This window comes from Microbacterium sp. CFBP 13617, assembly GCF_014839445.1.
Classification (GTDB): domain Bacteria; phylum Actinomycetota; class Actinomycetes; order Actinomycetales; family Microbacteriaceae; genus Microbacterium.
In genome coordinates this window covers 542932-569421 of record NZ_JACYNW010000002.1, presented here as the reverse complement: position 1 = coordinate 569421, position 26490 = coordinate 542932, and the positions used below count along the sequence as shown (strand labels likewise).

Annotated in this window: 26 protein-coding genes and 1 tRNA gene; 19 read left to right on the top strand and 8 right to left on the bottom strand. The window is 70.9% G+C overall.

All coding sequences use genetic code 11. The features are described from left to right. The first annotated feature begins 41 nt into the window (after positions 1-41). From IFU40_RS07385 to IFU40_RS07370, 4 genes are read left to right on the top strand one after another with little or no spacing between them, the layout of a single operon-like run. Positions 42-824: a DeoR/GlpR family DNA-binding transcription regulator gene (locus tag IFU40_RS07385; RefSeq protein ID WP_055940032.1), complete on the top strand. Its 783-nt coding sequence runs from the start codon at positions 42-44 to the stop codon at positions 822-824. Further along, entirely contained in the window at positions 821-1786 is a 966-nt protein-coding gene (locus tag IFU40_RS07380; protein WP_055939778.1) for a 1-phosphofructokinase family hexose kinase, read from the top strand. Before IFU40_RS07385 ends, IFU40_RS07380 begins: the two co-directional genes overlap by 4 nt. A 19-nt stretch (positions 1787-1805) precedes the next feature. Next, a complete protein-coding gene (locus tag IFU40_RS07375; protein WP_191925900.1) occupies positions 1806-3860 on the top strand; it encodes a PTS fructose transporter subunit IIABC in 2055 nt (684 codons plus the stop codon). A 28-nt stretch (positions 3861-3888) separates the two neighbouring features. Further along, positions 3889-4158, top strand: coding sequence for an HPr family phosphocarrier protein (locus IFU40_RS07370; protein ID WP_055836516.1), 270 nt, complete (start codon positions 3889-3891; stop codon positions 4156-4158). 169 nt (positions 4159-4327) lie between these two features. Here IFU40_RS07370 and IFU40_RS07365 read toward each other — a convergent pair whose 3' ends face one another. Then, a complete protein-coding gene (locus IFU40_RS07365; protein ID WP_055836519.1) occupies positions 4328-4966 on the bottom strand; it encodes an MBL fold metallo-hydrolase in 639 nt (212 codons plus the stop codon). 186 nt (positions 4967-5152) lie between these two features. Here IFU40_RS07365 and IFU40_RS07360 point away from each other — a divergent pair. Further along, a tRNA-Glu gene (locus IFU40_RS07360) sits at positions 5153-5228 on the top strand. 99 nt (positions 5229-5327) lie between these two features. Here IFU40_RS07360 and IFU40_RS07355 read toward each other — a convergent pair. Both IFU40_RS07355 and IFU40_RS07350 read right to left on the bottom strand, forming a co-directional pair. After that, positions 5328-6410 (bottom strand): DUF4349 domain-containing protein, encoded by a 1083-nt coding sequence (locus IFU40_RS07355; RefSeq protein WP_191925899.1) that lies wholly within the window; start codon positions 6408-6410, stop codon positions 5328-5330. Next, complete coding sequence (locus tag IFU40_RS07350) at positions 6407-6961, bottom strand: RNA polymerase sigma factor (RefSeq protein ID WP_191925898.1); 555 nt, start codon at positions 6959-6961, stop codon at positions 6407-6409. The genes IFU40_RS07355 and IFU40_RS07350 overlap by 4 nt, the downstream gene beginning before the upstream one ends. Positions 6962-7116: 155 nt before the next feature. On the opposite strand from IFU40_RS07350, the gene IFU40_RS07345 reads away from it, so the two are divergent. Next, positions 7117-8181: a TerC family protein gene (locus IFU40_RS07345; protein WP_191925897.1), complete on the top strand. Its 1065-nt coding sequence runs from the start codon at positions 7117-7119 to the stop codon at positions 8179-8181. Positions 8182-8386: 205 nt separating this feature from the next. Here the strand turns inward: IFU40_RS07345 and IFU40_RS07340 are convergent, their stop codons facing one another. After that, entirely contained in the window at positions 8387-9700 is a 1314-nt protein-coding gene (locus IFU40_RS07340) for an LLM class flavin-dependent oxidoreductase (RefSeq protein ID WP_191925896.1), read from the bottom strand. Further along, positions 9697-11019 carry an O-acetylhomoserine aminocarboxypropyltransferase/cysteine synthase family protein gene (locus tag IFU40_RS07335; protein ID WP_191925895.1) on the bottom strand — a complete coding sequence of 441 codons (1323 nt, stop codon included), beginning with the start codon at positions 11017-11019 and terminating at the stop codon, positions 9697-9699. Before IFU40_RS07335 ends, IFU40_RS07340 begins: the two co-directional genes overlap by 4 nt. Before the next feature lie 293 nt (positions 11020-11312). Here IFU40_RS07335 and leuC point away from each other — a divergent pair, with 293 nt between their 5' ends. The 6 genes from leuC to IFU40_RS07305 all read left to right on the top strand — a co-directional run bounded on the left by leuC (position 11313) and on the right by IFU40_RS07305 (position 17731). Next, the gene (leuC, locus tag IFU40_RS07330) at positions 11313-12833 is read left to right on the top strand and encodes a 3-isopropylmalate dehydratase large subunit (RefSeq protein WP_249404106.1); all 1521 of its coding nucleotides are present in this window, start codon (positions 11313-11315) and stop codon (positions 12831-12833) included. A 1-nt stretch (position 12834) separates the two neighbouring features. Further along, complete coding sequence (leuD, locus tag IFU40_RS07325) at positions 12835-13431, top strand: 3-isopropylmalate dehydratase small subunit (RefSeq protein ID WP_055836584.1); 597 nt, start codon at positions 12835-12837, stop codon at positions 13429-13431. A gap of 63 nt (positions 13432-13494) precedes the next feature. Continuing rightward, positions 13495-14868: a UDP-N-acetylglucosamine 1-carboxyvinyltransferase gene (murA, locus tag IFU40_RS07320; protein WP_055836587.1), complete on the top strand. Its 1374-nt coding sequence runs from the start codon at positions 13495-13497 to the stop codon at positions 14866-14868. Between the two features lie 5 nt (positions 14869-14873). Further along, complete coding sequence (locus IFU40_RS07315) at positions 14874-15614, top strand: lysophospholipid acyltransferase family protein (RefSeq protein WP_082509674.1); 741 nt, start codon at positions 14874-14876, stop codon at positions 15612-15614. Beyond that, positions 15604-16746 (top strand): NAD(P)H-dependent glycerol-3-phosphate dehydrogenase, encoded by a 1143-nt coding sequence (locus IFU40_RS07310; protein WP_055836593.1) that lies wholly within the window; start codon positions 15604-15606, stop codon positions 16744-16746. The genes IFU40_RS07315 and IFU40_RS07310 overlap by 11 nt, the downstream gene beginning before the upstream one ends. After that, positions 16646-17731, top strand: coding sequence for a D-alanine--D-alanine ligase family protein (locus IFU40_RS07305; RefSeq protein ID WP_191925894.1), 1086 nt, complete (start codon positions 16646-16648; stop codon positions 17729-17731). The genes IFU40_RS07310 and IFU40_RS07305 overlap by 101 nt, the downstream gene beginning before the upstream one ends. A 69-nt stretch (positions 17732-17800) precedes the next feature. Here the strand turns inward: IFU40_RS07305 and IFU40_RS07300 are convergent, their stop codons facing one another. Then, the gene (locus IFU40_RS07300; RefSeq protein WP_055836600.1) at positions 17801-18304 is read right to left on the bottom strand and encodes a DUF3515 family protein; all 504 of its coding nucleotides are present in this window, start codon (positions 18302-18304) and stop codon (positions 17801-17803) included. 25 nt (positions 18305-18329) lie between these two features. Between IFU40_RS07300 and thiL the strand changes: the two genes are divergently transcribed. Further along, entirely contained in the window at positions 18330-19334 is a 1005-nt protein-coding gene (thiL, locus tag IFU40_RS07295) for a thiamine-phosphate kinase (protein ID WP_191925893.1), read from the top strand. 84 nt (positions 19335-19418) lie between these two features. On the opposite strand, the gene IFU40_RS07290 is transcribed toward thiL, so the two are convergent. Next, complete coding sequence (locus IFU40_RS07290; RefSeq protein ID WP_191925892.1) at positions 19419-19982, bottom strand: RsmD family RNA methyltransferase; 564 nt, start codon at positions 19980-19982, stop codon at positions 19419-19421. Positions 19983-20081: 99 nt separating this feature from the next. Here IFU40_RS07290 and IFU40_RS07285 point away from each other — a divergent pair, with 99 nt between their 5' ends. The 6 genes from IFU40_RS07285 (at position 20082) to mutM (ending at position 25284) form a co-directional block, all read left to right on the top strand. Further along, positions 20082-22262, top strand: coding sequence for an ATP-dependent DNA helicase RecG (locus IFU40_RS07285; protein ID WP_191925891.1), 2181 nt, complete (start codon positions 20082-20084; stop codon positions 22260-22262). Between the two features lie 42 nt (positions 22263-22304). Then, positions 22305-22802 carry a pantetheine-phosphate adenylyltransferase gene (gene coaD, locus IFU40_RS07280; protein WP_055836612.1) on the top strand — a complete coding sequence of 166 codons (498 nt, stop codon included), beginning with the start codon at positions 22305-22307 and terminating at the stop codon, positions 22800-22802. A 147-nt stretch (positions 22803-22949) separates the two neighbouring features. Next, positions 22950-23444: a YceD family protein gene (locus IFU40_RS07275; protein WP_055836614.1), complete on the top strand. Its 495-nt coding sequence runs from the start codon at positions 22950-22952 to the stop codon at positions 23442-23444. Between the two features lie 2 nt (positions 23445-23446). Further along, entirely contained in the window at positions 23447-23656 is a 210-nt protein-coding gene (gene rpmF / locus IFU40_RS07270) for a 50S ribosomal protein L32 (RefSeq protein ID WP_055836618.1), read from the top strand. 52 nt (positions 23657-23708) lie between these two features. After that, the gene (gene rnc / locus IFU40_RS07265; protein ID WP_055939808.1) at positions 23709-24401 is read left to right on the top strand and encodes a ribonuclease III; all 693 of its coding nucleotides are present in this window, start codon (positions 23709-23711) and stop codon (positions 24399-24401) included. Next, positions 24394-25284, top strand: coding sequence for a bifunctional DNA-formamidopyrimidine glycosylase/DNA-(apurinic or apyrimidinic site) lyase (mutM, locus tag IFU40_RS07260; RefSeq protein WP_191925890.1), 891 nt, complete (start codon positions 24394-24396; stop codon positions 25282-25284). Before rnc ends, mutM begins: the two co-directional genes overlap by 8 nt. A 75-nt stretch (positions 25285-25359) precedes the next feature. On the opposite strand, the gene IFU40_RS07255 is transcribed toward mutM, so the two are convergent. Continuing rightward, positions 25360-26442, bottom strand: a complete 1083-nt coding sequence (locus IFU40_RS07255) for a GNAT family N-acetyltransferase (protein ID WP_191925889.1) — start codon at positions 26440-26442, stop codon at positions 25360-25362. Between the last annotated feature and the right edge of the window lie 48 nt (positions 26443-26490).

Genomic DNA, 26490 nt, shown 5'->3' with positions numbered 1-26490 from the left:
GTTTCGTGTTGTATCGTGTGGGAATCTTCGAAGGGGATCCCGTGTACGCAATGGAGCGCCAGCAGCTCATCGAGCGCGAACTGCGCGAGGTCGGACGCGTCAGCGTCATCGACCTGGCCCGCCGCTTCGACGTGACGACCGAGACCGTGCGTCGCGACCTCGACCGCCTCGAGGGCACCGGATCTCTGCGCCGCGTGCACGGTGGGGCGGTCGGTATCGACCGGGCCAGCACGGCGGAATCCTCGCTCACCGAGCGGCGTGAGCGCCGCGGTGACGCCAAGCGCGCGATCGCCGCCGAGGCGGCCGGCCTTCTCGGAGCGGACTTCCGCGGGTCGATCTTCCTCGACGGCGGAACGACGCCCGCCGCCGTGGCCGCGATGCTCCCCGCCGCGCTCGACGCCGGCTCCGGGGTCGAGGTCGTCACGCATTCGCTCGAGGCGGCGCACCTGCTCGCGGGCGAGGAGCGTCTCTCGCTCACCACCATCGGCGGACGGGTACGCGGGGTGACCGCCGCGGCCGTCGGTGCGCACACCGTTCGCACCATCGGCCAGCTGCGCCCCGATATCGCCTTCGTCGGCACGAACGGTCTGAGCGCCGGCTTCGGGCTCAGCACGCCCGATCCCGACGAGGCCGCCGTCAAGACCGCCATCATCCAGTCGGCCCGTCGCGTCGTGCTCGTCGCCGACGCGGCCAAGTTCGGAGAGGAACTGCTCGTGCGTTTCGCCCGACTCGACGAGATCGATGTGCTCGTCACCGACGCGGCCCCGCCCGCCTCGCTCGCGGAGGCCCTGGCCGACGCCGACGTCGAGGTGCGTGTCGCATGATCGTCACCCTGACCGCCAACCCCTCGGCCGACCGCGCCGTGGTGCTCTCCGACGCCCTCGCCCCCGGTGAGGTACAGCGCGCGCTGTCGTCCCGCGAAGACGCCGGCGGCAAGGGCGTCAACGTCGCCCGCGTGGTCACGGCGGCCGGAGCCCCCGCGCGCGCCGTCGTCCCCGTCAACGCGCACGACCCGTACCGGATGCTGCTCGAAGACACCGCCATCGCCCTCGACCTGGTCGAGGTCGCGGGGCGCGCCCGGGCCAACCTCACCATCACCGACCCGGCGGGCGAGACCACCAAGCTCAACCTGCCGGGTGCCGAGCTGTCCGGCGCCGAAGCCGAGGCTCTGGTCGCCGGCGTCGTCGCCGCGGCCGAGGGCGCCACGTGGCTCGTGCTCGCCGGATCGCTGCCGCCGGGCGTTCCGGCCTCGTTCTACGCCGATCTCATCACGGCGGTCCGCGTGCGCTGGGGCGCCGCCGCTCCGCGCGTGGCGGTCGACGCCTCGGGGCCGGCCCTGGCCGCGGTGGTCGCCACCGCCCGTCCCGATCTCATCAAGCCCAACCACGAAGAGCTCGCCGAGCTCGTCGGTGAAGACGCCGCCGGCGACGCCGATGTGCTCACCGAAGCGACCCGCCGTGCACGCACGCTCGTGCCCGAGCGGGTGGCATCCGCCCTCGTGACCCTCGGGGCCGACGGTGCCCTGCTGTTCACGGCCGACGGCGCGTGGCGCGGTCGCGCCCCCCGAATCCAGGTCGCCAGCACGGTCGGCGCGGGCGACAGCTCGCTCGCCGGCTACCTGCTGGCCGACCTCGAGGGAGCCTCGGCTCCCGACCGTCTCGCGCGGAGCATCTCGTACGGCGCCGCCGCCGCGACCCTGCCGGGGACTCAGGCCCCGACACCGGCCGATCTGCCCGCGGGCACGATCGCCGTCTCCGACTTCTCCACCCACACCGCAACATCCTGACCACGGAGGTCACCAGACAATGTCCGACATCATCACCGCGGAGCTCGTCACCCTCGACGCGCCCCTGGGCACCGACAAGCAGTCGGTGATCCGTGCCCTGGCCGAGCGCGTCGTCGCGCAGGGTCGCGCGACCAGCGCCCAGGAACTCTTCGACGACGCCTGGGCCCGTGAGCAGAAGGACGAGACCGGCCTGCCCGGCGGCATCGGCATTCCGCACGCCCGCAGCGCCTCGGTCACCGAGCCGACCCTCGCGTTCGCGCGTCTGACGCCCGGGGTCGACTTCGGCGCCCCCGACGGCCCTGCCGACATCGTGTTCCTCATCGCCGCGCCCGCCGGTGCCGACGAGGCCCACCTGGCGGTGCTGTCGCAGCTCGCGCGGAGCCTCATGAACAACGACTTCATGTCGGGTCTGCGCGCCGCGCAGACGCCCGCCGACGCCGTGCGCATCATCACGGATGCCGTGACCCCGGCCCCCGCCGCGGCACCTGCCGCCGCGGCAGCCCCCGCCGCCACACGCGCCGAGACCCGTGCCGCGGGCCGCACGAAGAAGATCGTGGCGGTCACCGCGTGCGCCACTGGCATCGCCCACACCTTCATGGCCGCCGACGCGCTCACCGCCGCCGGCGCCGAGACCGAGGGCGTCGAGCTGATCGTGGAGCCGCAGGGCTCGAGCGGTTACAAGGCCCTGCCGCAGAGCGTCATCGATGACGCCGACGCCGTGATCTTCGCGGTCGACGTCGACGTGCGCGAACCCCAGCGCTTCGCGGGCAAGCCCGTCGTGCGCGCCGGCGTCAAGCGCGGCATCGAGCAGCCGAAGCAGCTCATCGCCGAGGCCCTCGCGGCCAGCGACAACCCGAACGCCGCGCGCGTGCAGGGTGGTGCCGCCGGTGCGGGTGCCGCCGAGGCCCCCGTCGCCCAGCAGTCGGTCGGCCGCCGCATCCAGCGGTGGCTGCTGACCGGTGTCAGCTACATGATCCCGTTCGTCGCCGGTGGTGGTCTGCTGATCGCCCTCGGGTTCCTTCTCGGCGGGTACCAGGTCACGCAGAACGCGGCCAACGTCATCATCCAGAACTCGCTGTGGGATCTGCCGACCGAAGGCATCACGTCGTCGTTCGGCCCGCTGGGCCAGTACCTCGGCTCGGTCGCGTTCATGATCGGGTCGACCTCGATGGGCTTCATCGTGGCCGTGCTCGCCGGCTTCATCGCCTACGCGATCGCCGATCGCCCCGGCATCGCCCCGGGCTTCGTCGCCGGTGCCGTCGCCGTGCTCATGAACGCCGGCTTCATCGGCGGCATCATCGGTGGTCTGCTCGCCGGTTTCATCGCCTGGTGGCTCGGTCGCTTCGACGCCCCGCGGTGGCTGCGCGGCCTCATGCCGGTGGTGATCGTGCCCTTCCTCGGCTCGATCTTCGCCTCGGGGCTGATGATCCTCTTCCTCGGACGCCCGATCGCCTCGCTCATGGCCGCCCTCACCGAGGGCCTCACCGGCCTCGCGGGCAGCGGTGCCGGCGCGATCGTGCTGGGCGTGATCCTCGGCCTCATGATGTGCTTCGACCTCGGTGGCCCGGTCAACAAGGTCGCCTACGTCTTCGCCACCACGGGCCTCGCCGCCGCCACCCAGTCCAACACCACGCCGTACCTGATCATGGCCGCGGTCATGGCCGCGGGCATGGTGCCGCCGCTCGCGATGGCGCTGGCATCGACCGTGCTCGCCCGCGGTCGGTTCACGCCGGTCGAGCGTGAGAACGGCGCCGCAGCGTGGCTGCTGGGTGCCTCGTTCATCTCCGAGGGCGCGATTCCGTTCGCCGCCGCCGACCCGCTGCGCGTCATCCCCGCCTCGATGGTGGGCGGTGCGATCACCGGTGGACTCAGCATGATCATCGGCGTGCAGTCGTTCGCCCCGCACGGCGGCGTGTTCGTGTTCTTCGCGATCAACCCCTTCTGGGGTTTCGCGCTCGCAATCGCGTTGGGTACGGTCGTGACGGCGCTGATCGTCGTCGCGCTCAAGCGCATCGGCGCTCAGAAGGACCCGTCCGTCGCCGAGACCGCTCCCGCGGCCACGGTCGCCGCGTAATACCCCCGTCGAATCGAGAGGATTCACCATGGCAGAACGTCAGGCCACCATCGCCAGCGCCTCGGGCCTCCACGCCCGTCCCGCGAAGCTCTTCGTGCAGGCCGTGCAGGAGAAGAAGATCCCCGTCACGATCGCAGCCGAGGGCGGTGCCGACCTCAACGCCGGCAGCATCCTCTCGCTCATGGGCCTGGGTGCCGGTCACGGCACCGTCGTGACCCTGAAGGCCGAGGGCGACGGCGCCGAGCAGGCGCTCGACGAGCTCGTCGCTCTTCTCGAGACCGACCTCGACGCGCAGTAAGCACCGCGCTTCACAACACCGGATGCCACGGGCCCCAGGGCTCGTGGCATCCGGTGTTTCGCGTACGGGTGGCGGGCCGAACTCCTGAGTTTCGCCGGTCGGTGCGGGCTGTCGGACGCCGAAGGGCCTGGGCGCGCGGGTTGTTCAGGAGTGTGGCCCGGTCCGGGCTTCAGACGTCGAGAGTGTCGCCCGGCTGCAGATCGACGAACGATCCGCCGTTCTGCTCAGCGGCCCAGGTGAGGCGCGCGGCGCCCATCTGCTTGCCCGCTGTGGACAGGGTCATGTCGTGGGTGGCGAAGACCCGGTCGGGCTTGACGTCGAGGACGAAGTCGATGGCGTCGCCGATCTTCAGCCACGGGGCACCGACGGGCGCGGCCAGGAGCTGCACCTTCGAGCGCTTCGGGACGGCGTACGAATCTCCGGGGTAGTACAGCGCGTCGTTGACGAGCACGCCGACGTTGTCGACGTTCGGGATCGACTCGTGGATGACCGCGTGCGTCCCGCCGAAGAACTCGAGGTGGAAGGGGCCCACGTCGAGGCGATCGCCGGGCGAGACCGCGATGACGTCGAACCCGGCTGCCGCGTGCACCACGCCCTCGGGACCGTAGATCGGAACGCCGGGGTGGGCCTTCTGCAGGCGCGTGAGGTGATCGGCCGTCCAGTGGTCGGCGTGTTCGTGGGTGATGACGACGCCGACGAGACCGACGAGGTCTTCGAGCGGCGAGGTGAAGCTCCCGGGGTCGACGACGAGGGTGTGTCCCGACTCGACGAGGACCAGGGCGGCGTGTTCGTGCTTCGTGAGGCGCATGCTCCCAGTGAACTCCGCGACCGCGCGGGCGGCAACCGCTGGCGGGGGAGGCGAAGTCGGGCTATCGGCTCTTCCGCCCGCCGCGTTCTCGCGATACCGTGGCCGGACACGCCCGGGAATTCGGTGGTTCCGGCCCCGATTTTGCGTGCGCGCAATTCGTGGTGCATACTTGAACGGTTGCGAAGCGGCCCCATCGTATAGCGGCCTAGTACGCTGCCCTCTCACGGCGGTAACGCGGGTTCGAATCCCGCTGGGGTCACCACAGAGAAAAAGGCTCCGACCATGTGGTCGGGGCCTTTTTCGTGTCTCGGTTTCTTGCGCCTCGGTGGCGCGCCCGCGCGGCTCCGGGCCTGAACCCGTCTCAGTCCTCGCTCGCGGCGCGGCGCCGACGCACCAGGCGACGCGTCCCCCAGACCACGGCGAAGACGACTCCCGCGACGGCGATCCACGGCAGCAGGAACCCCAGGCCGATGACGACGCCGTTCAGCGTCGCGACGAGGCCGTTCCAGCCGGCGATGAGCCCGTCGCCGAAGCCGGCGGGGTCGGCGGTGACGGATGCCGCGGGCTCGGTCAGCTGCACGCTCAGCGTCGACATCGCCACCTGCGACTCGACCGACTGCAGCACCTGCCGGTCGCTGTCGAGTTGCGCCTGACGCTCCGCGAGCGCGGACTCCGCGGTGATGAGGTCGGACACCGACGCCGCTTGGGCGAGGAGTTCGGTGAGGCGCGCCACCGAGGCCTCTCCGGCCGACACCCGGGCACGCAGGTCGACGGCTTGCTCGGTCACGTCGGAGCGGGTGACGCTCGTCGCCGTGACCTCGCCGACCTGGCGGAGGCCGTCCATCACCGAGGCGAGGGTGTCGGCGGGTACGCGCACGGTGATCCAGCCCGACGACGTCGGCGACACGGCGGCGGAGCCGTCGATCGGCAGGCCCATCGCGCCACCGCCCAGCTGGGACGAGTCGACGTATCCGCCGACGCTCGTCGCCGTGGCCGAGATCGTGTCGATCGCCGCGGTGAGATCGTCGACCTCCACGGTGCTCGACCCGGTCGCGACGATGTCCCGGGTGCCCGCGTCTCGAGTGCCCGCGTCGAGTGCGACCGAGGAGTCTCCCGCTGCGCCCGACCCCGCGGCCGCCTCCTGCCCCGGGGCTGCGGGCGCACTGTCGGCGCTTCCGGCGTCGAACCGTTCGCCGGCCCACGGGGCGCCCTCGGCCGCGCCGGAGCCGCCCGCCGCAGACCCGCCGGAGCTCTGGGAGGTGGTCAGGGCGGGGCCGACCACGGCCGCGATCACCACGACGGCGGCGGCCGCGCCGACCCCCGTCCAGATACCGCGACGGCGTCGGCGCACGCGGGTGCGCTCGTCGCCGATGCGCGCGAAGACGGCGTTCTCGATGGCATCCACGCGGTCGGCGGGAAGCGAGGGGAGGGTGGGGCTGGTCATGGGGTCTCGGTCTCCATCGCGGTGGCGCGTACCCGGGAGCGGATACGGGAGAGGCGGTTGCGCACGGTGCCGTGGGATACGCCGAGTTCCACGGCGGCGGCTTCGTAGCCGTACCCCTCCGCGGCGCACAGGCGGAAGATCTCGCGGTCCAGCTCGCCCAGGCGGTCGACGGCCGCGAGGATGGCCGCCACCGTCTGGGCCTGCACGACCTGCGCCTCGACGTCGACGGCCGAGGGGATCTCGTCGTCGAGCGCCGCGTGCGATCCGTGTCGCCGACGCGCCCGCAGGCGGTTCTGCGCCTGCAGCCGGCACACCGTCGCGAGCCAGGGGAGGAGCGATGCCCCCTCGAGCCGCAACGACGGGATCTTCCGCCACGCGACGACGAACGTCTCTTGCACGACGTCTTCCGCGTCGCTCGCCTCGCCCACCAGGCCGAAGGCGATCCAGTACACCGGACGCGCGTAGGCGCGGTACAGCTCGCGGTACGCGACCTCCGACCCGCCGGCGGCGCGCGCCACGAGGGCCCTGTCGTCGATGACGTCGTGGGTCATGGCATCCGTCCCGCTCCCGGTCGATTCCCGTGAGCACTCTCTCACTGAGAGGTGTCCACCCGCGCGTGATCGTCTCGTATCCGGTGGGGACGAGAGGCGGGGCCGCGGTCGAGCACCGGATAGAATCGAGCGTTTCCCCGACGAAAGGCCCCGCCATGGAGCTGCAGCTCGACCCCGTCTTCCAGACGGTCACTCTGGTGGTCCTGGTGCTGATCCTGGTCGCCGACCTGCTCATCATCCTCAAGCGCCCGCACATCCCTGCGGCGAAGGAATCGACGCTGTGGGTCGTGTTCTACGTCACGCTCGCCCTGATCTTCGCGGGTGTGCTGTGGATCGTCGCCGGGGGAGAGGTCGCCGGGCAGTTCGTCGCGGGGTGGCTGACCGAGTACAGCCTGTCGATCGACAACCTCTTCGTGTTCGTGCTGATCATGGGGCAGTTCGCCGTGCCCCGGCGCTATCAGCAGGAGGTGCTGATGGTGGGCATCATCATCGCGCTCATCCTGCGCGGGGCGTTCATCCTCGTGGGCGCCACGATCATCGAGAACTTCAGCCCGATCTTCTACCTCTTCGGCGCCTTCCTGGTCTACACCGCGATCCGGCAGGCGTTCCCCGGCTCCGATCACGACGACGACTCGCAGAAAGAGAACCTCATCGTGCGGACGCTGCGCCGCGCCCTGCCGATGAGCGACTCGTACGACGGCAAGAAGATCGTCACGCGCATCGACGGCAAGAAGCTGTTCACCCCGATGATCATCGTCTTCGTCGCGATCGGTGTGACCGATCTGCTGTTCGCGATCGACTCGATCCCGGCGATCTTCGGCATCACGCAGAGCCCGTTCATCGTCTTCACCGCGAACCTCTTCGCGCTGATGGGGCTGCGCCAGCTCTACTTCCTGCTCGGCGACCTGCTCGATCGCCTCAAGTACCTGCACTACGGGATCGCGTTCATCCTGGCGTTCATCGGCGTGAAGCTCGTCTTCCACGCGATGCACGTCAACGAGCTGCCCTTCCTCAACAACGGCGAGCCGATCGAGTGGGCGCCCGAGATCTCGACGTGGGTGTCGCTCGCGGTCATCGTGCTGTCGATGGCGGTGGCCACCGTCGCCAGCCTGATCGCCGCGCGTCGCGAGCCCGCCGCCGTCGGGGCTCAGGATGCCGCGGCCGACGTCGCCGACGAAAAGGGCACCCCGACGACGGTGGAGCATCCCGAGCGCGACTGACGGTCCGCCTCGCACGCCCGCTCTCGGCGCACGCGTCAGCCCCGAGGCCGGCGTGTCCCACTTCGTGCACGTAAATGCCGGTCATTCTGCACGAAGTGGGACATCATGCGCGAGGCTGGGGCGGCGCTGTGGGGTGTGTCCCATTTGGTGCGGGCGGATGACTGGTTTCCTGCACGAAGTGGGACACGGTGTCGCGCCGGGGCGCTCAGAACGCGCGGAGGTTCGCGTGCAGGCCGCCGTTGACGTACTCCTCGCGCAGGATGCCGCGCCGACGCAGGATCGGAACCAGGTCGTCGAGCACGCGGTGCACGGTGACCGGGTGCAGGTCGCCCCACAGCAGCACGCCGTCGTTGCCCCAGGTGCCGAGCTCTTCGATGCGGTCGGCGAACTCGTCGGCCGTTCCCACGAAGCCGCTGCCATCGTTCAAACGGCCGAGGCGTGCGTGGGCGCCCAGCAGGGTGCGCAGCGGCGCGTCGTCGTCGTGCTTCCCGACGAGTCGCCGGATGCTGCCCTCCGACACATGCTCGCCGAAGATCGACCGGTCCAGCGGGCGGTCCAGATCGAGGGCCGTCAGATCGGTCTCGAGGTCGCTCGACTGCTTGCGGGCGATCGCGATCAGCGCCTCGTCGTCGGGGTGGGCGGATGCCGCGACCAGGCGGTCGGCTTCTTCCGGCGACGACACGAGCACGGGCTGGATGGCGAACAGGATCTTGATGTCGTCGGCCGAGCGCCCCGCGGCTTCCGCCGCAGCGTGGATGCGTCCGCGGTAGGCGCGGATGCTCGCCTCGTCGAGGGGGGCGAGCGCCAGTTGCACATCGGAGTTGTGCCCGGCGAACGACAGGCCCCGCCCGGAGCCGCCGGGTGACACGATCGCCGGCTCGCCGTCGGTGAAGGGAACGGCGTTCAGCGGACCGTCGAAGCCGAAGTGCTCGCCGCGGTGGCGCGTGGCATGCAGTTTCGTTCCGTCGGCGTAGACGCCGCTGCCCTCGTCCTCGACGAGCGCGCCCTCACCCCAGCTGCGCCAGAGGTCCCGGATGCCGCTGAGCCACTCCTCGGCGCGGTCGTAGGCCGCATCGTGTCCGAGCTGCGGGGCGGGGGAGAAGTGCCGGGCGCTGCCGGTGTCGGTCACCACGTTCAGCCCGAGGCGGTGCCCGCTCAGGTGCTGAAGGGTCGCGAACTGCCGGGCGGCCGTGTACGGCAGGTACGCCGCCGGGTTGACCGTGGGCACGACGCCGAGGTGCCGCGTGGCGGCGAAGAGGTAGGGGGCGAGCAGCAGCGGATCGTGCTTGGGGCCGCCGAATGCGTGGCGCACGCGGAGGTCGATGGTCTCGGCACTGCCCAGCGAGGGGGCGTCTTCGATGATCAGCAGATCGAAGCCCGCCTGCTCCAGGGTGCGGGCGGAGTCCTGGTAGAGCCCGGGCTCCGTCCACCGGTGGTTCCACCGCAGGTAGGGGTGGCCCCACCCGTGGGGGCCGAAGCCGCGGGCGAGGAACCAGCCGAAGTGCTGCAGACGGCTCACAGCACGACCACCTCTCGCTCGACGTCCGACGAGAGCCCGGCGAGACCGTCGAGCGCCTGAGCGAGGTCGGCGAGCAGGTCGTCGATGTCTTCGATGCCGATCGAGAAGCGCAGCGTGCCCGGGAAGACCCCCGCGCGCTCGCGCTCGGCGACCGTGCGCGCGGCGTGCGAGGTGCTCTGCGGGTGCAGCACGAGCGAGCGCACATCGCCCAGGTGGGTCATGTGCGTGATCACCTCGACCGATTGCACGACGTGGCGGGCCGCTTCGAGACCGCCGCGGAGGGTCACGGTGAACACCGAGCCGCTGCCGCGGCGCAGGTAGCGCGCACCGAGCTCGTGGTGCGGGTGCGATGCCAGGCCCACGTGGTCGACGCGCTCGACCTCGGGGCGCTCCTCGAGCCACCGCGCCACGGCGAGGGCGTTCTGCGACTGCCGCTCGACGCGCAGGCTGAGGGTCTCGATGCCCTGGCCGATCAGGAAGGCGTTGAGCGGCGACGGCGAGGGACCGAACCGCGGGGCGACGCTCTCGCGGATGTAGGCCCCGCGCGCGCGTCCGCCGTGCTTCTCGGCGTAGCTCGCCCCGCCCAGGCGGTCGGTCTGCACGAGGTGGGGGAACCGGTGTCCCGAGGCCGCCGCGTCGAAGCGTCCGTCGTCGACGATGACGCCACCGAGCACGGCCCCCTGACCGGCGAGGAACTTGCTCGCCGAGTGCACGACCACGGCCGCGCCGTGCTCGAGGGGCCGCAGGAGGTACGGGGTGGTGAACGTGCTGTCCACGACGAGGGGGATGCCGTGCTGCCGCCCGATCGTCGAGACCGCGGCGATGTCGAGCACGTCGTTACGGGCGTTGGAGAGCGTCTCGGCGAAGAAGGCGCGGGTGCGCGGGGTGATGGCATCCCGCCACGCGTCGAGGTCGGAGGCGTCGACGAAGGTCGTCTCGATCCCCAGGCGGGCGAGGTTGTCGAGCAGGAGCCCGCGGGTGCCCTCGTAGATGTGCTCCGACACGACGACGTGATCGCCGGCGCCCGCGAGCGCGAGCAGGGCGACGGTGACGGCGGCCTGTCCGCTCGAGACGAGCACGGCCTGGTCGCCGCCCTCGAGAGAGGCGAGACGCTCCTCGACCGCCTGGACGGTGGGGTTGCCCGTGCGGGTGTAGCCGAAGCCGGCGCCCGTGCCGAAGTGCTCGGCGGACTCGTCGAGATCGGTGAACGTGAAGCCGGCCGTCAGGTAGATCGGGAGCGCGCGCGGCGACGCGGACACGGTCGAGGCGCCCACGTGCACCTGTCGGGTCGAGAATCCCGGTTCTGCGTTCGCGGCCATGCGGCACGCTCCTTCCTGCGGCGTGTCGACAGGCTTTCACGCGGGGCCGGGGAGCGCCCAAACGTGCGGCGCCGTGTTACGTCGTCGACGCCGCGCGCTCTCGCTCCCGCGCCGCCGACGGCCTCGCGATCGACGCCGGCGGCGACGGCTGTGCCGGTGTCGCCGGTGGTATCGTGGCGAGGTGCGGATCGCCGGCCTCCTCCTTAGCGGCCGCGACGAGACCTTGTTCTAGGCCTTTCTCGTCGCGGAGTTCGTCGCGGGCCTCACACCCCTCCCGAGGAGAAACGCAAACCATGAGCAGCGCATCGATCGACGGCATCCGCATTCCGGATCGTCCTCGCACCCTGGCCGAGAAGGTCTGGGACGACCACCTCGTCGTCAAGGGCGAGAACGGCCAGCCCGACCTCATCTACATCGACCTGCACCTCGTGCACGAGGTCACCAGCCCCCAGGCCTTCGACGGCCTGCGCGCCGAGGGCCGGCCGGTGCGCCGGCTCGATCTGACGATCGCGACCGAGGACCACAACACCCCCACCCTCGACATCGACAAGCCGATCGCCGACCTCACCAGCCGCACGCAGATCGACACGCTGCGTCGCAACGCGGCCGAGTTCGGCGTGCGCCTGCACTCCCTGGGCGACAAGGAGCAGGGCATCGTGCACGTCGTGGGCCCGCAGCTCGGCCTCACCATGCCCGGTGTCACCGTCGTCTGCGGTGACTCCCACACCTCCACCCACGGGGCGTTCGGGGCGATGGCGTTCGGCATCGGCACCAGCGAGGTCGAGCACGTGCTCGCCACGCAGACCCTTCCGCTCAAGCCCTTCAAGACGATGGGCATCACCGTCGAGGGCGACCTGCGCCCGGGCGTCACGGCGAAAGACATCATCCTCGCGATCATCGCCAAGATCGGCGCCAACGGCGGCCAGGGCTATGTGCTCGAGTTCCGCGGCAGCGCGATCCGGTCCCTCTCGATGGAGGGGCGCATGACGATGTGCAACATGTCGATCGAGGCCGGCGCCCGCGCCGGCATGATCGCGCCCGACGAGACGACCTTCGCCTACGTCAAGGACAAGCCGCACGCGCCGCAGGGCGCGGACTGGGACGAGGCTGTCGCGTACTGGCGCACGCTCCCGAGCGACGAGGGTGCGGTGTACGACGCCGAGGTCTTCCTCGACGCCGCCGACCTCGAGCCCTTCGTCACCTGGGGCACGAACCCCGGTCAGGGCGTGTCGCTGTCGGACGTCGTGCCGACCCCCTCCGACATCACCGACCCGAACGAGCGCGCGGCCGCCGAACGGGCGCTGGAGTACATGGACCTGGCGGCGGGCACCCCCATGAAGGACATCCCCGTGGATGCCGTGTTCATGGGCTCGTGCACCAACAGCCGCATCGAAGACCTGCGCGCCTTCGCCTCGGTGATCCAGGGCCGCACCAAGGCCGAGAACGTGCGCGTGATGGTCGTGCCGGGCTCCGCGCGCGTGCGCCTCGAGGCCGAGGCCGAGGGCCTCGACAAGGTCTTCATCGACTTCGGCGCCGAGTGGCGCTTCGCCGGGTGCTCGATGTGCCTCGGCATGAACCCCGACCAGCTGGCGCCGGGCGAGCGCTGCGCCTCGACCTCGAACCGCAACTTCGAGGGACGCCAGGGCAAGGGCGGCCGCACGCACCTGGTGTCGCCGCTCGTCGCCGCGGCCACCGCCGTGCGTGGCACGCTCTCGAGCCCCGCCGACCTCGACGCGATCGCGAGCGACGGCACCCTGATCACCGGCGGTGCCGCCCGCACCGATGAGACCGTTTCGACCGGGGCGGAGGCCTGACATGGAGAAGTTCAGCACCCACACCGGTGTCGCCGCCCCGCTGAAGCGCTCGGCCGTCGACACCGACCAGATCATCCCGGCGGTCTACCTCAAGCGCGTCACCAAGACGGGCTTCGAAGACGCCCTGTTCGCCAACTGGCGCCAGGATCCCGAGTTCCTCCTCAACCAGGACGCCTACCGTTCGGCATCCGTACTCGTCGCCGGTCCCGACTTCGGCACCGGCTCGAGCCGCGAACACGCCGTGTGGGCGCTGCGCGACTACGGGTTCAAGGTGGTGCTGAGCCCCAAGTTCGCCGACATCTTCCGCGGCAACTCGGGCAAGCAGGGCCTGGTCACGGGCGTGATCACCGAGAACGAGGTCGAGCGCATCTGGGCCGCCATCGAGGCGCAGCCCGGTATCGAGATGACCGTCGATCTGCAGGCCAAGACCGCCACGGTCGGCGACCTCCAGGTCTCGTTCGAGATCGACGATTACACTAGGTGGCGGCTTCTCGAAGGGCTCGACGACATCGGGCTCACGCTGCGTGACGAAGACAAGATCACGCAGTTCGAGGCGCGCCGCGAGGCATGGCGGCCACGGACCCTCCCGGTCCGCTGAATCCGATCGACCCGATCGGTTCGATTCGCCGCCCCTCGTCCACGAAGTGAGGTCCACCCCCCTATGAGCACACTCGTCACCGATTCCGCAGATCAGAACCCCGGACAGCCCGACTGGGAAGCGGCCGAGACCCTCACGATCCGCGGCGGTCGCCCGCTGCGCGGCACCGTCGAGGTCAAGGGGGCCAAGAACCTCGTCACCAAGGCGATGGTCGCAGCCCTTCTCGGCGGCACCACCAGCACGCTGCGCGACGTGCCCATGATCAGCGACGTGAAGGTCGTGCGTTCGCTCCTCGAGGTGCACGGCGTGACCGTGACCGAGGGCGACGAAGAGGGCACGCTGCACCTCGATCCCTCGGGCGCGGTCGCCGCGCACTTCGAAGAGATCGACGCGCACGCGGGCGCCTCGCGCATCCCGATCCTGTTCTGCGGACCGCTGCTGCACCTTCTCGGCGAGGCGCTCATTCCCGACCTCGGTGGATGCCGCATCGGCGACCGTCCGATCAACTTCCACATGGACGCGCTCCGCGCCTTCGGTGCGGTCGTCGACAAGAGCTACGAGGGCATCCGCATCACGGCCCCGAACGGCCTGCACGGAGCGAACATCACGCTGCCGTACCCGAGCGTCGGGGCGACCGAGCAGGTGCTGCTCACCGCGGTCCGCGCCAAGGGCGTGACGGAGCTGCGCAACGCCGCCATCGAGCCCGAGATCATGGATCTCATCGCGGTGCTGCAGAAGATGGGCGCGATCATCTCGTACGAGCCCAACCGCGTCATCTTCATCGAGGGCGTCGACAAGCTCGACGGCTACGACCACCGCGCGATCTTCGACCGCAACGAAGCCGCATCCTGGGCGTGCGCGGCACTGGCGACCGACGGCGAGATCTTCGCCAAGGGCGCCCGCCAGCAGGACATGCTGACCTTCCTCAACGTCTTCCGCAAGGCCGGCGGATGGTTCGACGTCCGCGAGGACGGCATCCTGTTCCGTCGTGGCGAATCGCTCAAGCCCGTCATGGTCGAGACCGACGTGCACCCGGGCTTCATGACCGACTGGCAGCAGCCGCTCATCGTGGCGCTCACCCAGGCGTCCGGAACCTCCACCGTGCACGAGACCGTCTACGAGAACCGACTCGGTTTCACCGAGGCGCTCAACAAGATGGGCGCCGACATCGTCGTGCACCCCAAGGGGCTCTCGAGCGCCGACCGGCGCGTCCCGCGTCGCGATCTCGAGCAGGCGGCCGTCATCAACGGCCCGACGCCCCTGCACGGGGCCGACGTCGAGGTTCCCGACCTGCGCGGCGGCTACAGCTACGTCATCGCCGCGCTGGCGGCCGAGGGCGAGTCGACGGTGCGCAACATCGGCATCATCCGCCGCGGCTACGAGAAGTTCCTCGAGAAGCTCACCGCTCTCGACGCCGACTTCCGCGTCGTGGGGTGACGGGCGTGGCCGCTTCCTCCGAGAAGAGCCGCCCGAGCGCCTTCTGGCCGCTCGCGGCGATCATCGTCCCGATCACGGGTCTGTTCGCGCGGATCGAGATCCGCGGGGCCGAGAACCTCCCTCGTGAGGGTGCGTACGTGATCGCTCCCAACCACAACTCCGAGTTCGATCCCGTGATCGTCGCGGTCGCCGTCTGGCGGCTGGGTCGGGCTCCGCGGTTCCTGGCCAAAGAGAGCCTCTTCAAGGTCCCCGTGCTGGGTGCCGCGCTGAAGGCCACGGGCATGGTGCCCGTGCCCCGCGCGTCGACCAGCGCGAACCAGTCGATGAAGGCCGCCGAACAGATCGCGCGCGACGGCCGCGGCGTCATCGTGTACGCCGAGGGCACGCTCACGCGCGACCCCGACCTGTGGCCGATGCGGGGCAAGACCGGCGCGGTGCGCCTGGCCCTCGCCGCCGACCTGCCGCTCATCCCGATGGCGCAGTGGGGCGTGCAGCAGATCCTGCCCCGCTACGGCAAGCTGCGCTTCCCCCGGCGTTCGCACGTCATCGTGGAGTTCGGTCCGGCCATGGACATGAGCGAATACCGGGCGACCCCGACGCACCCGGCGACGCTCACCCGCGCGACCGACGCGATGATGAATCGGATCACGGCCCTGCTCTCCGGCATCCGGGGTCTTCCCGCCCCCGCCGAGCGGTGGAACCCGTCGCAGCACGGGCAGAACGAGACGGGGCGCCTTGAGCCGTAGGAATGCGCCGCCCCTCGCCGGCCCCAAGGTCGCCGTCGTCGGCGCCGGGAGCTGGGGGACAACCTTCGGCAAGATCCTGGCCGACGGGGGAGCCTCGGTGGTCATGTGGGCCCGACGCGCCGAGCTCGCGGCCGAGATCACCGAATCGAAGCGCAACAGCCGCTATCTCGCCGGGATCAACCTGCCGCGCACCATGACGGCGACCACCGACCTCGCCGAGGCGCTCACCGGCGCCGAGCAGATCTACCTCTCGGTTCCCAGCCAATCGCTGCGCGAGAACCTCGCCGCCATCAAGCCGCTCGTGCAGCACACCGACGTGCCCATCGTCTCTCTCATGAAGGGCGTCGAGAAGACGACCGGGCTGCGCATGAGCCAGGTCATCGCACAGGTGCTCGAGTGCGACCCGGCGCGGATCGCGGTGGCATCCGGCCCGAACCTCGCCCTAGAGATCGCGCGCGAGCAACCGACCGCGGCGGTCATCAGCTCGCTCAGCCCCGAGACCGCCGAAGCGGTGGCCCGTCGTGCGCGCAACCGGTATTTCCGCTCCTTCGTCAACACCGACGTCATCGGCACCGAGTTCGGCGGAGTGCTGAAGAACCTCATCGCCGTCGCCATCGGCATCGTCGACGGCGTCGGCTATGGCGAGAACACGAAGGCGTCGATCATCACGCGCGGCCTCGTCGAGATGACCGACTTCGCGGTCGCCCAGGGCGCGCAACCCGAGACGCTCCAGGGGCTCGCGGGGCTCGGTGATCTGATCGCGACGTGCCAGTCGCCGCTCAGCCGGAACAACACCGCGGGGCGGCTGCTCGGACAGGGATACGGCTATAAAGAGGTGGTCGCGCAGATGCAGCAGACCGCCGAGGGGCTGGCCTCCGTCGCCCCGGTGCTGCAGCTGGCGAAGCAGGTCGGTGTCGACATGCCCATCGTGCAGCAGGTGAAGATGGTGCTCGACGGCACCATGGACCCGCGCGACATCGCGCCGCACCTCACGACAGACGACGATCAGCCGCAGGGCGAGAGGACGCAGAATGACCAAACCGGTGGTGGTGGTGCTCTTCGGCGGGCGCTCCAGCGAGCATTCGATCAGTTCCGCCACGGCGGGCGGGGTTCTGCGGTCGATCGACCGTGAGCGTTTCGAGGTGATCCCCGTCGGGATCACCCGCGACGGCGCCTTCGTGCTCGAAGACGATGACCCCGACAAGTTCGCCCTGCGCCCCGAGGCCCTGCCCCAGGTGGTCGACAACGGCACCCGCGTACGGATGCCCGACTCGACGCTCTCACGGGAGTGGACGGTGACGGATGCCGATGGCATCCGCTCCCTCGGCGACGTCGACGTGGTGCTGCCCATCCTCCACGGCCGCTTCGGCGAAGACGGAACGGTGCAGGGCCTTCTCGAGCTGCTCGGCATCCCCTACGCCGGCGCCGGGGTGCTCATGTCGGCGATCGGGATGAACAAGAACGTCACCAAGCGCGTGCTGCGCTCGGCGAACGTCCCGGTCGTGCCGTGGGTCGCGGTCACGCGCGCCGACCTCGCCCGCGACCGGGCGCTGTGGGAGCGCCGCATGCGGGCCCTCGACCTTCCGGTGTTCGTGAAGCCGAACCAGGCCGGCTCGAGCGTCGGCGTCACGAAGGTGTCGCGCTGGGAAGACCTCGATGCGGCGCTCGAGACCGCCTTCGCCGAGGACGTCCTCGCGCTCGTCGAGCAGACCATCGTCGGGCGTGAGCTCGAGTGCGGCGTGCTGCCCGGGCGAGACGGGGGAGCGGTGCGCGTGAGCGTCGCCGGAGAGATCGTGGTCACGGGGCGCGAGTTCTACGACTTCGAGGCCAAGTACCTCGATGCCCCCGGCGTCGATCTCGTGTGCCCCGCGGAGCTCGGCGACGGCGAGCTCGCCGAGATGCAGCGCATCGCCGCTCAGGCCTTCGAGGCGATCGGCGGGCAGGGCCTCGCGCGCGTCGACTTCTTCTACACCGGTACCGAGTTCTACGTGAACGAGGTGAACACGATGCCGGGCTTCACCCCGATCTCGATGTTCCCCACCTGTTGGATCGCCTCGGGTCTCACCTATCCCGACCTGATCAGCGACCTTCTCGACGCGGCGCTCGAGCGGGTCTGACGCGCGTCGACGGGCGCCGGCCGGAGCGTCGCCGACAGCGGTGCCGCGGGCGGCGTGCGGTCGCGCCGGTCAGGGCGTCGGGGTCGGCGCGGGTGTCGCGTCCGAGACCGAGGTGCACACCGAACCGGTGGCGGGCAGGTACTGGCGGATGAGCGGGCCCAGCGCCTGGGCGACGTCGCCACTGCTCGCGATGTCGTAGTCGAGGAAGACCTGAACGGCGGGCTGACGCCCGAACGTCGTCAGGGTGTACCGGTTCTGGTCGGCCTGCGACTCGTCGACGATCCAGTCCACGCCGTCGAACGAGCGGCACGGCAGCGTCGAGGGGCCGGGGGCTTCGAGGCCGCAGGTCATGAGGATCGCGGCCGGGTCGCCCCAGGCGCCGGTCGCCTGCGCATCGGTCCAGCGGCGGTCCTGCCCCGAGATCGAGGCCGGCAGACGCGAGACGACCTCGGCGCACGCGGCGTCGTTGGCGAGCTTCGCGGGCTGCATCGGCACGGTCGTGCTGCACGCCGCGAGCCCCGGGATCAGGGCGACGGCGGCGAGGAGCGCGAGGGTCCGAGTTGAGCGGGGCACCCCTCCAGGCTAATAGCGTGGAGGGGTGACCGACGCCGAGACCACCCGTGAGACCACCGTGGGAGAGCTGTCCGAGGGGCAGATCCTGCGGGGCATCCTCGACCGCCTTCCGCCCTCGACGGCGCCGGTGGGTCCGGGCGACGACGCGGCCGTGCTCGCGGTGCCCGACGGGCGCGTGGTCGCGACCACCGACACCCTGGTGCACGGCCCCGACTTCCGGCTGGCGTGGTCGTCGCCCTTCGACCTGGGGTTCAAGTCTGCGGCCGTGAACCTCGCCGACGTGGCCGCGATGGGGGCACGACCGATCGCCCTGCTCGTCGCCTTGGCCATGCCCGAGTCGACGCCGGTCTCGTTCGTGCGCGGATTCGCCGACGGGCTCGCGGCCGCGTGCGCGGAACTCGCCCCCGGCTGCGCGGTCGAGGGCGGCGACCTCACGGTCTCGGACACGCTGACCATCGCGGTGACCGCGCTCGGCAGCCTCGACGGTCGGGAGCCGGTGCGCCGATCGGGCGCGCGGGCGGGCGACGGTGTCTACGTCATCGGCGAGCTCGGGCTCGCGGCGCGAGGTCTCGAGGTGCTGTTCGGGCGGTTCACCGACGCCCAGGGCGCGCCGCTGCCCGTCACCGACGACACGCGCGCGGCGCTCAGCGCCGTCGACGCCCTGGCCCTGTCGCGACAGCTCGCTCCGCGACCGCCCCTCGCCGAGGCTCTGCGCGCGGCCGACGCGGGGGCGACGGCGATGATGGACGTGTCGGACGGCCTCGCTCTCGACGCCACCCGCCTGGCCGACGCCTCCGGCGTGACGGTGGCCTTCGACTCCGCCACCCTGGGCGAGAACCCGGCCCTCGCGCTCGCGGGCGGGGAGGACCACGGCTTCCTCGTCACCTTCGCCCCGGATGCCGAGCCGCTCGGTCATCGCGTCGGAACCGTCGTGCCGCGCGGCGCCGACGCCGTCACGGTGGACGGCCGCGCGTGGACGGGGCGCGCCGGCTGGGATCCCTACCGCGATTGGGATGCCGGTCGCGGCTGATCACCGACGCCGTCCGGGGCCCGTCGGCCGTGTCGTCGTCGGCGCGGGCCGGTGACGACACGCACGAGCCCAGGAGCGCCGGCGTCAGAGCGTCGGTCGGCCCCACCACATGGTTGTGTCGCCGTAGGAGCGATCGCGCTCGGCCTCGAGGCCGGCGGCCGCCCAGTCGGGCGCGGTCGAGCGCGTGGCCCGCTCGACGATGACCGTGGCATCCGCGCTCAGACGGGGCGCCAAGGCGACCAGTGCCCGGCTCAGCTCGTCGTCGCCGAGGTCGTAGGGCGGGTCGAGGAAGACGAGGTCCCACTCGGCGGTGGATGCCGAAAGGAACGTGGTGACGTTCGCGCGGTGCACCCGCACCGGGCCGGTCACTCCGGCCGAGCGCAGGCGATCCGCGTTCGTGCGGATCAGCGCGGCCGCCGGGGCCGACAGCTCCACGAGGTCCGCGGAGGCGGCTCCGCGGCTGAGGCTCTCGAGCCCGAGGGCCCCGGAGCCGGCGTACAGGTCGGCGACACGGGCGTCGTCGAGCAGCCCCGCCGACTCCAACGCACCGAACAGCGACTCGCGAACGCGGTCGCTGGTGGGGCGGGTGCCCTTCGGGGGGACGTCGAGGACGGTGCCGCCGGCGCGGCCGGAGATGATGCGCGTCACGGTCTCAGCCTAGGCTCCGGCGCGGCCGGTCACCGCGCGCGCGTGCACAGGCCGATGCGGCCGGACGACGGTGTCGGCGGCTCTCCCTAGACTCGGAGCATGCCCGCTCTCACGCTCGCCTCCCGTCTCGACGGTGTCATCGGCGGCAAGACGGCGGCCGCGTTCGATCGCGCGTTCGGCATGAAGACCGTGGGCGAACTCCTCGAGCACTACCCGCGTCGCTACGCCCGACGCGGCGAGCTCACGCCGATCGCGACGCTGCCGCTCGGTGAGCCCGTGACCATCGTGGCCGAGGTCGTGAGCGCGAGCGAGCGGCGTATGCAGAACCGCCGCGGGTCGCTTCTCGAGGTCGTGATCAGCGACGGCGACGGCCGCATGTCGCTGACCTTCTTCAATCAGCCCTGGCGCCTGAAAGAGCTCACCCCGGGTCGCCGGGGCATCTTCTCGGGCAAGGTCGGCGAGTACCGGCGGCAGACGCAGCTCACCAACCCCGACTACGAGCTGTTCGACGACATCGCCGAAGCCCGGGCCGAGGCCGAGGTCACCGCCAAGCGCCCCATCCCGATCTACCCGGCCACCAGCTCGGTCCCCAGTCCCCTCGTGCAGAAGACCATCTCGCTCGTGCTCGACGCCGTGGGCGACATCGACGATCCGCTGCCCGACGACCTGCGGGCGCGCCGAGGGCTCGTCGACGCCCGCACGGCGCTCGAACACATCCACCGGCCCGAAGACGACGACGACATCGCTCCGGCCGTGGCGACGCTGCGCATGCACGAGGCCTTCGTGCTGCAGACCGCCCTGCTGCAGCAGCGGCAGTTCGTGCGGGCCCTGTCGGCCACGAAGCGTCCCGCCGCCGCGGGCGGGCTGCTCGAGAGGTTCGACGCGATCCTGCCGTTCGAGCTCACCCCCGACCAGCAGAGCGTGGGTGCCCGGATCGCCGCCGACATGATCGGCGACTGGCCGATGAACCGGCTCGTGCAGGGCGAGGTGGGGTCGGGCAAGACGCTCGTCGCCCTGCGCGCGATGCTACAGGTCGCCGAGTCGGGCGGGCAGTCGGCACTCATCGCCCCCACCGAAGTGCTCGCCGCTCAGCACCTGCGCTCCATCGCCCGCATGCTGGGCCCCGAGCTCGCGCCCGAGCTCATGCCGACCCTGCTCACCGGCCAGCTGCCCGCCGCCGAGCGCCGCAAGGCCGCCCTCCGGGTGGCCTCGGGGCAGGCCCGCATCGTCGTGGGCACCCACGCGTTGCTCAGCGCCCGCACGACCTTCGCCGAGCTGGGCTTCGTCGTCGTCGACGAACAGCATCGCTTCGGTGTCGAGCAGCGCGAGGCACTGCGCTCCAAGGGCGAATCGCCGCACACGCTCGTGCTCACGGCGACGCCGATCCCGCGCACCGTCGCCATGACGGTGTTCGGCGATCTCGACGTCTCGACCATCCGCACCATGCCGGCCGGGCGTGCCGGCATCCAATCGTTCGTGGCTCCGCTGGCCGAGAAGCCCGGGTGGTTCACGCGGGTGTGGGACCGGGTGGCCGAAGAGGTGCGTCTCGGACGCCAGGCGTTCGTCGTGTGCGCGGCCATCGATGCCGAACAGCTCGCCGCCGACGAGAAGACCGACGAACCCGCCGACGCCCCGGCCGCGGCGGCCGCCGCCGAGAGCGGCCGCACCCGGTGGGGCGTCGTGCAGGTCGAAGAGATGCTGTCGCGCATGCCGTCGTTCGCGGACATCCGCGTGCAGATCCTGCACGGCAAGCTGCCGGCCGACGAGAAGGACGCGGTCATGCAGGCCTTCGCGCGCGGCGACATCGACGTCCTCGTGGCCACAACCGTGATCGAGGTGGGCGTCGACGTGCCGAACGCCTCGACCATGGTGATCCTCGAGGCCGATCGCTTCGGGGTCTCGCAACTCCACCAGCTCCGCGGACGCGTGGGCCGCGGCGGGGTGCCGGGCCTGTGTCTGCTGGTCACCGAGGCGTCTCCGGGCTCGTCGTCGCGATCGCGTGTCGAGGCCGTGGCGAGCACGCTCGACGGCTTCGCGCTGGCCGAGGTCGATCTCGAGCTGCGGGGCGAGGGCGATGTGCTCGGCGGGGCGCAGTCGGGCGTGCGCTCGTCGCTGCGACTGCTGCGCGTGGTGACCGATGCCGATCTCATCACCGAAGCCCGCGCCGAGGGGGAGCGGCTGCTGGCCGACGATCCGACGCTGGAGCGGCATCCCGGTCTGGCGGCCGCGCTCGAGCGCCGCGTCGGCGTGGAGGAGCGGGCGGCGCTCGCGAAGTCGTGACGGCGCGGGCCGGGTGCGGGGCGTCGTCGGTAGGCTGACGGCATGAACCCCCGGATCGCCGTCGTCCCCGGCTCGTTCGACCCGCCGACCCTCGGTCACCTCGATGTGATCCGCCGCGCGGCGGGGCTGTTCGATCAGCTCCACGTCCTGGTCGTGCACAATCCGGGCAAAGAGGCGATGCTGCCCCTCGCGCAGCGGCAGTCGCTGCTGGAGCAGTCGATCTCGGAGGCCGGGATCGAGGGCGACGTCATCGTGGCGGCCTGGAGCATGGGGCTCCTGGTCGACTACGCCACCGAGGTCGGCGCCCGCGTTCTCGTGAAGGGCATCCGTTCGCAGGTGGACGTGGCCTACGAGACCCCGATGGCGATCGTCAACCGCGACCTCGCCCACGTCGAGACGGTGTTCCTGCTGCCCGATCCCTCGCACGCGCTCGTGTCGAGCTCGCTCGTGCGACAGGTCGCGGGGCTCGGCGGCGACGTGTCGCCGTACGTCCCCCCGGCCGTCGCCCGTTTCCTCGACACCGGAGCACGCGGGCTCTGACCGCGGGTCCCACCGGTCCGCGGCGGGTCGCGACGCGGCATCCGGCCCGTGTTCAGGGGCGCGCGGGTAGCATGGACGACCGTGAGAACCCGCCGACCCGGTCCCTTCCAACTCCCCGTACGTGACATCGAGCACCACGCGGGAGAGATGCGCGAGCACAGCCTCGACATCCCCGCGCCCGAGAAGTGGGGTGAAGGACTCGTCTCGATCCCCGAGGCCGAGCCCCTCGAGATCGAGGTGCGTCTGGAGTCGGTGCACGAGGGCATCCTCGTGTCCGGCACCGTCGACACCACCGCCACCGGCGTGTGCGGCCGATGCCTCATCGACATCGAGGAGCCTGTCGAAGTCGAGTTCCAGGAACTTTTCACGTATCCTGGGAACGAAGCGAGTGACTTCGACGTTCAAGACGACCACGTGGATCTTGAAAATCTGGTCCGGGACACGATTGTCCTGTCGCTTCCGTTCCAGCCGGTGTGTCAGCCGGACTGCCCCGGGCTCGACCCGAACACGGGCGAGAGGCTGACGGAAAGCACCGGCGACACGGAGCAGACGTCCGTTGATCCTCGATGGGCTGCGCTCCAGCAGTACACCCCAGACGACGGCGATGCGCTCCGCGCCGCCCCCAAGACAGAGAAGAGCTAGCCATGGCAGGTAACCCCCCGAAGCGGAAAGTCTCCCGCTCGAACACCCGCTCGCGCCGCGCGCAGTGGAAGGCCGAACCCACCCCGCTGGTGAAGACCATCGAGAACGGCAAGGTCGTCTACAGCCGCCCCCACCAGGCCAAGGTCGTCACCGACTCGCAGGGCACCGAACTCTTCATGGAGTACAAGGGCCGCAAGGTCGCCGACGTCTGATCGTCGCCCGCGACGAGACACTGCGACGCGAAACACTGTGACGCGAAACACCGTGACGCGAAACACCGTCGAGCGCCAGGCGCTCACCGAGAAGCTCGGGGTCGACATCGACCCCGAGCTTCTTTCGCTTGCCCTGACCCACCGCTCGTTCGCCTACGAGAACGGCGCCATCCCGCACAACGAACGTCTCGAATTCCTCGGCGACTCGGTGCTGGGCCAAGCCGTGACCGTGCGGCTGTTCACCCGGCATCCGGATCTCGACGAGGGAAGCCTCGCCAAGCGGCGCGCGAGCGTCGTGTCGACCGTGGCCCTCGCCGAGGTGGCGCGCACCATCGGCCTCGGCGATCACGTGCGGCTCGGCCGGGGCGAGATCCTGACCGGCGGTCGTGACAAGGATTCGATCCTCGCCGACACCATGGAAGCCGTGATCGGGGCGACGTTCCTCTCGGCGGGACCGGATGCCGCCACCGACATGGTGCTGCGCCTGGTCGAACCGCTCTTCGCCGACCCCGAACGCTACGGCGCGGCGATGGACCCGAAGACGAGTCTGCAAGAGATCGCTGCGCGGCTGGGGCTTCCGGCTCCCGTCTACGGCGTCGAGGCGACCGGGCCCGACCACGACCGTCGCTTCACGGCCACCGTGACCGTCGGCGAGGTCGTGACCACGGGTGCCGGGTCGAGCAAGAAGCAGGCGGAGATGGCCGCCGCCCTCACCGCCTGGCGCGAACTCGACGCGCGTGCCTGAACTCCCCGAGGTCGAGGTCGTCCGCGCGGGACTCGAACCCGCGGTCACCGGCGCCGTCATCGCGTCGGTCGACGTGCGCGACGAGCGCGCCCTCACCCGGCACACCGGGGGAGCCGCGCACTTCGAAGCCGAGCTCACAGGTCGCCGCATCTCGTCGGCGGTGCGCCGGGGCAAATTCCTGTGGATGCCGGTCTCCGACGCCGAGGCCATCGTCACCCACCTGGGCATGAGCGGTCAGATGCTGCTTCGTGTTCCCGGGGCACCCGAAGAGCGCCACGAGCGCATCCGCATCGAGCTCGAGCACCCCGTGCACGGGCCGTTGTCGGTGGTCTTCGCCGATCAGCGCACGTTCGGATCGCTCGCGGTCGACACCCTCGTGGACACCGCCGACGGCGCCGCGGCGGGGCGTGGATCCGACCTCGCCCGGGTGCCGACGCAGGTGGCCCACATCGCCCGCGATCCCCTCGACCCCGCCTTCCGCGCCGATCGCTTCCGCGCGCGCCTGGCGCACACCGCATCGGGCATCAAGCGCGTGCTGCTGGATCAGACCGTGGCCAGCGGCATCGGCAACATCTACGCCGACGAGTCCCTGTGGGCCGCGCGCATCCACCCCGAGACCGCGGCGTCGGCTCTGTCGACCCGTGCCGTGAACCGTCTGCTGGCCGAGGTGCAGGCCGTGCTCGAGAAGGCCCTCGCCGAGGGCGGCACGAGCTTCGACGCGCAGTACGTCAACGTGAACGGGCAGGCCGGGTACTTCGCGCACTCGCTCAACGCCTACGGCCGCACCGGGCAACCGTGCCCGCGATGCGGGCGCCCGATCGTGCGCGTGTCGTTCATGAACCGCTCGAGCCACTTCTGTCCGCACTGCCAGCGCGTGCGGTGAGCGACCCGCCGGCGCCCGGTTTCCGCGCGCCGCGGTTCGCGGGACGCGCGGGAACCTCTCCCAGTCGGGCGGATGTCAGTCGAGCACCTTCTTCCACACGCCCTCGTAGGCGACCGGAACGAACCCGATGCGCTCGTTGATCGAGAGCATCGGGCGGTTCTCTTCGGCGTTGTACGTCATCACCCGCGGAGAGTCGGGGGCGATCTCGCGCCAGGCCTGCAGGGCGGCGCACTTCACCAGCATCCCCAGGCGGTGGCCGCGGTGGGGCGCCGTGACAAGGGTGTCCTCCTGATGCGACATCGCCGTGCGGTCCTTGCCGATGACGAGTTCGGTGAAGGCCGCCAGCTCCCCGGAGTCCACGTGCTGCGCGGCGGTGATGAGCATGTGGCGACCGGCGTCGAGGTAGGTCGCTTCGAAGCGGCGGACGCGCGCGGCATCCCACACCTCTTCGTCGAACTCGAGGTCGGCCGAGGGGGCGTCGGTGACCATGCGGGACTTCATCGCGGCGAAGGACTCGACGAACTCGTCGGGGGTCGGGAGCGCCCACTGCACGACGCGATAGCCGCGGGCCGCGCGCTCGGCCTCGTCGAGGAGGTCCCGCACCCGCGGTGCGGCGTCGGCGAGGTCGAGGCTGCTGACGCGCATGACCTGCTCGAGGGTGCTCCCCGAGGCCAGGAAGAAGCGCGCCGCGTGGTCGCGAGGGACGGAGCCGAATCCGGTCGGTGCGGCCAGCCGCGGTCCGTCGGTCTCGGGGTGCTCGGCCCAGGCCTGCAGCACGGTGCGGTGATGCTCGCGCGCGGTGCGCTCGATCAGGGCGAAGGCGGCGCGGCCGATGCCGCGGTTCCAGGCGGAGCGTCGGAGCTCCACGAGCCAGAACCCGGTGCGCGCCCCCTCTTCCTGCGGCAGGTCGAGTGAGGCACGGCCCACGACCTCGCCGTCGAGCACGGCCAACCAGCAGTAACGCACCTGAGCGGGGTCGGGCTGGTACGACGGCAGCAGCTCGTCGGCGGGCATGGAGTTGTCGTCGTGTCCGGAGATCTCGGCGTAGACGAGGTTTCGCACCCGGGCCATCTCGCGGAAGTCGGCGGCATCGGGGGCATCGATCGAGGTCGGCACGTGCAGGGGGCGCAGCTCGAGGCCGGCGGGGAGGGAAGTCATGTCGTGTGTGTCTTTCTTGCGGGGGAGAGGGGGGCGGGCAGTGCCGCC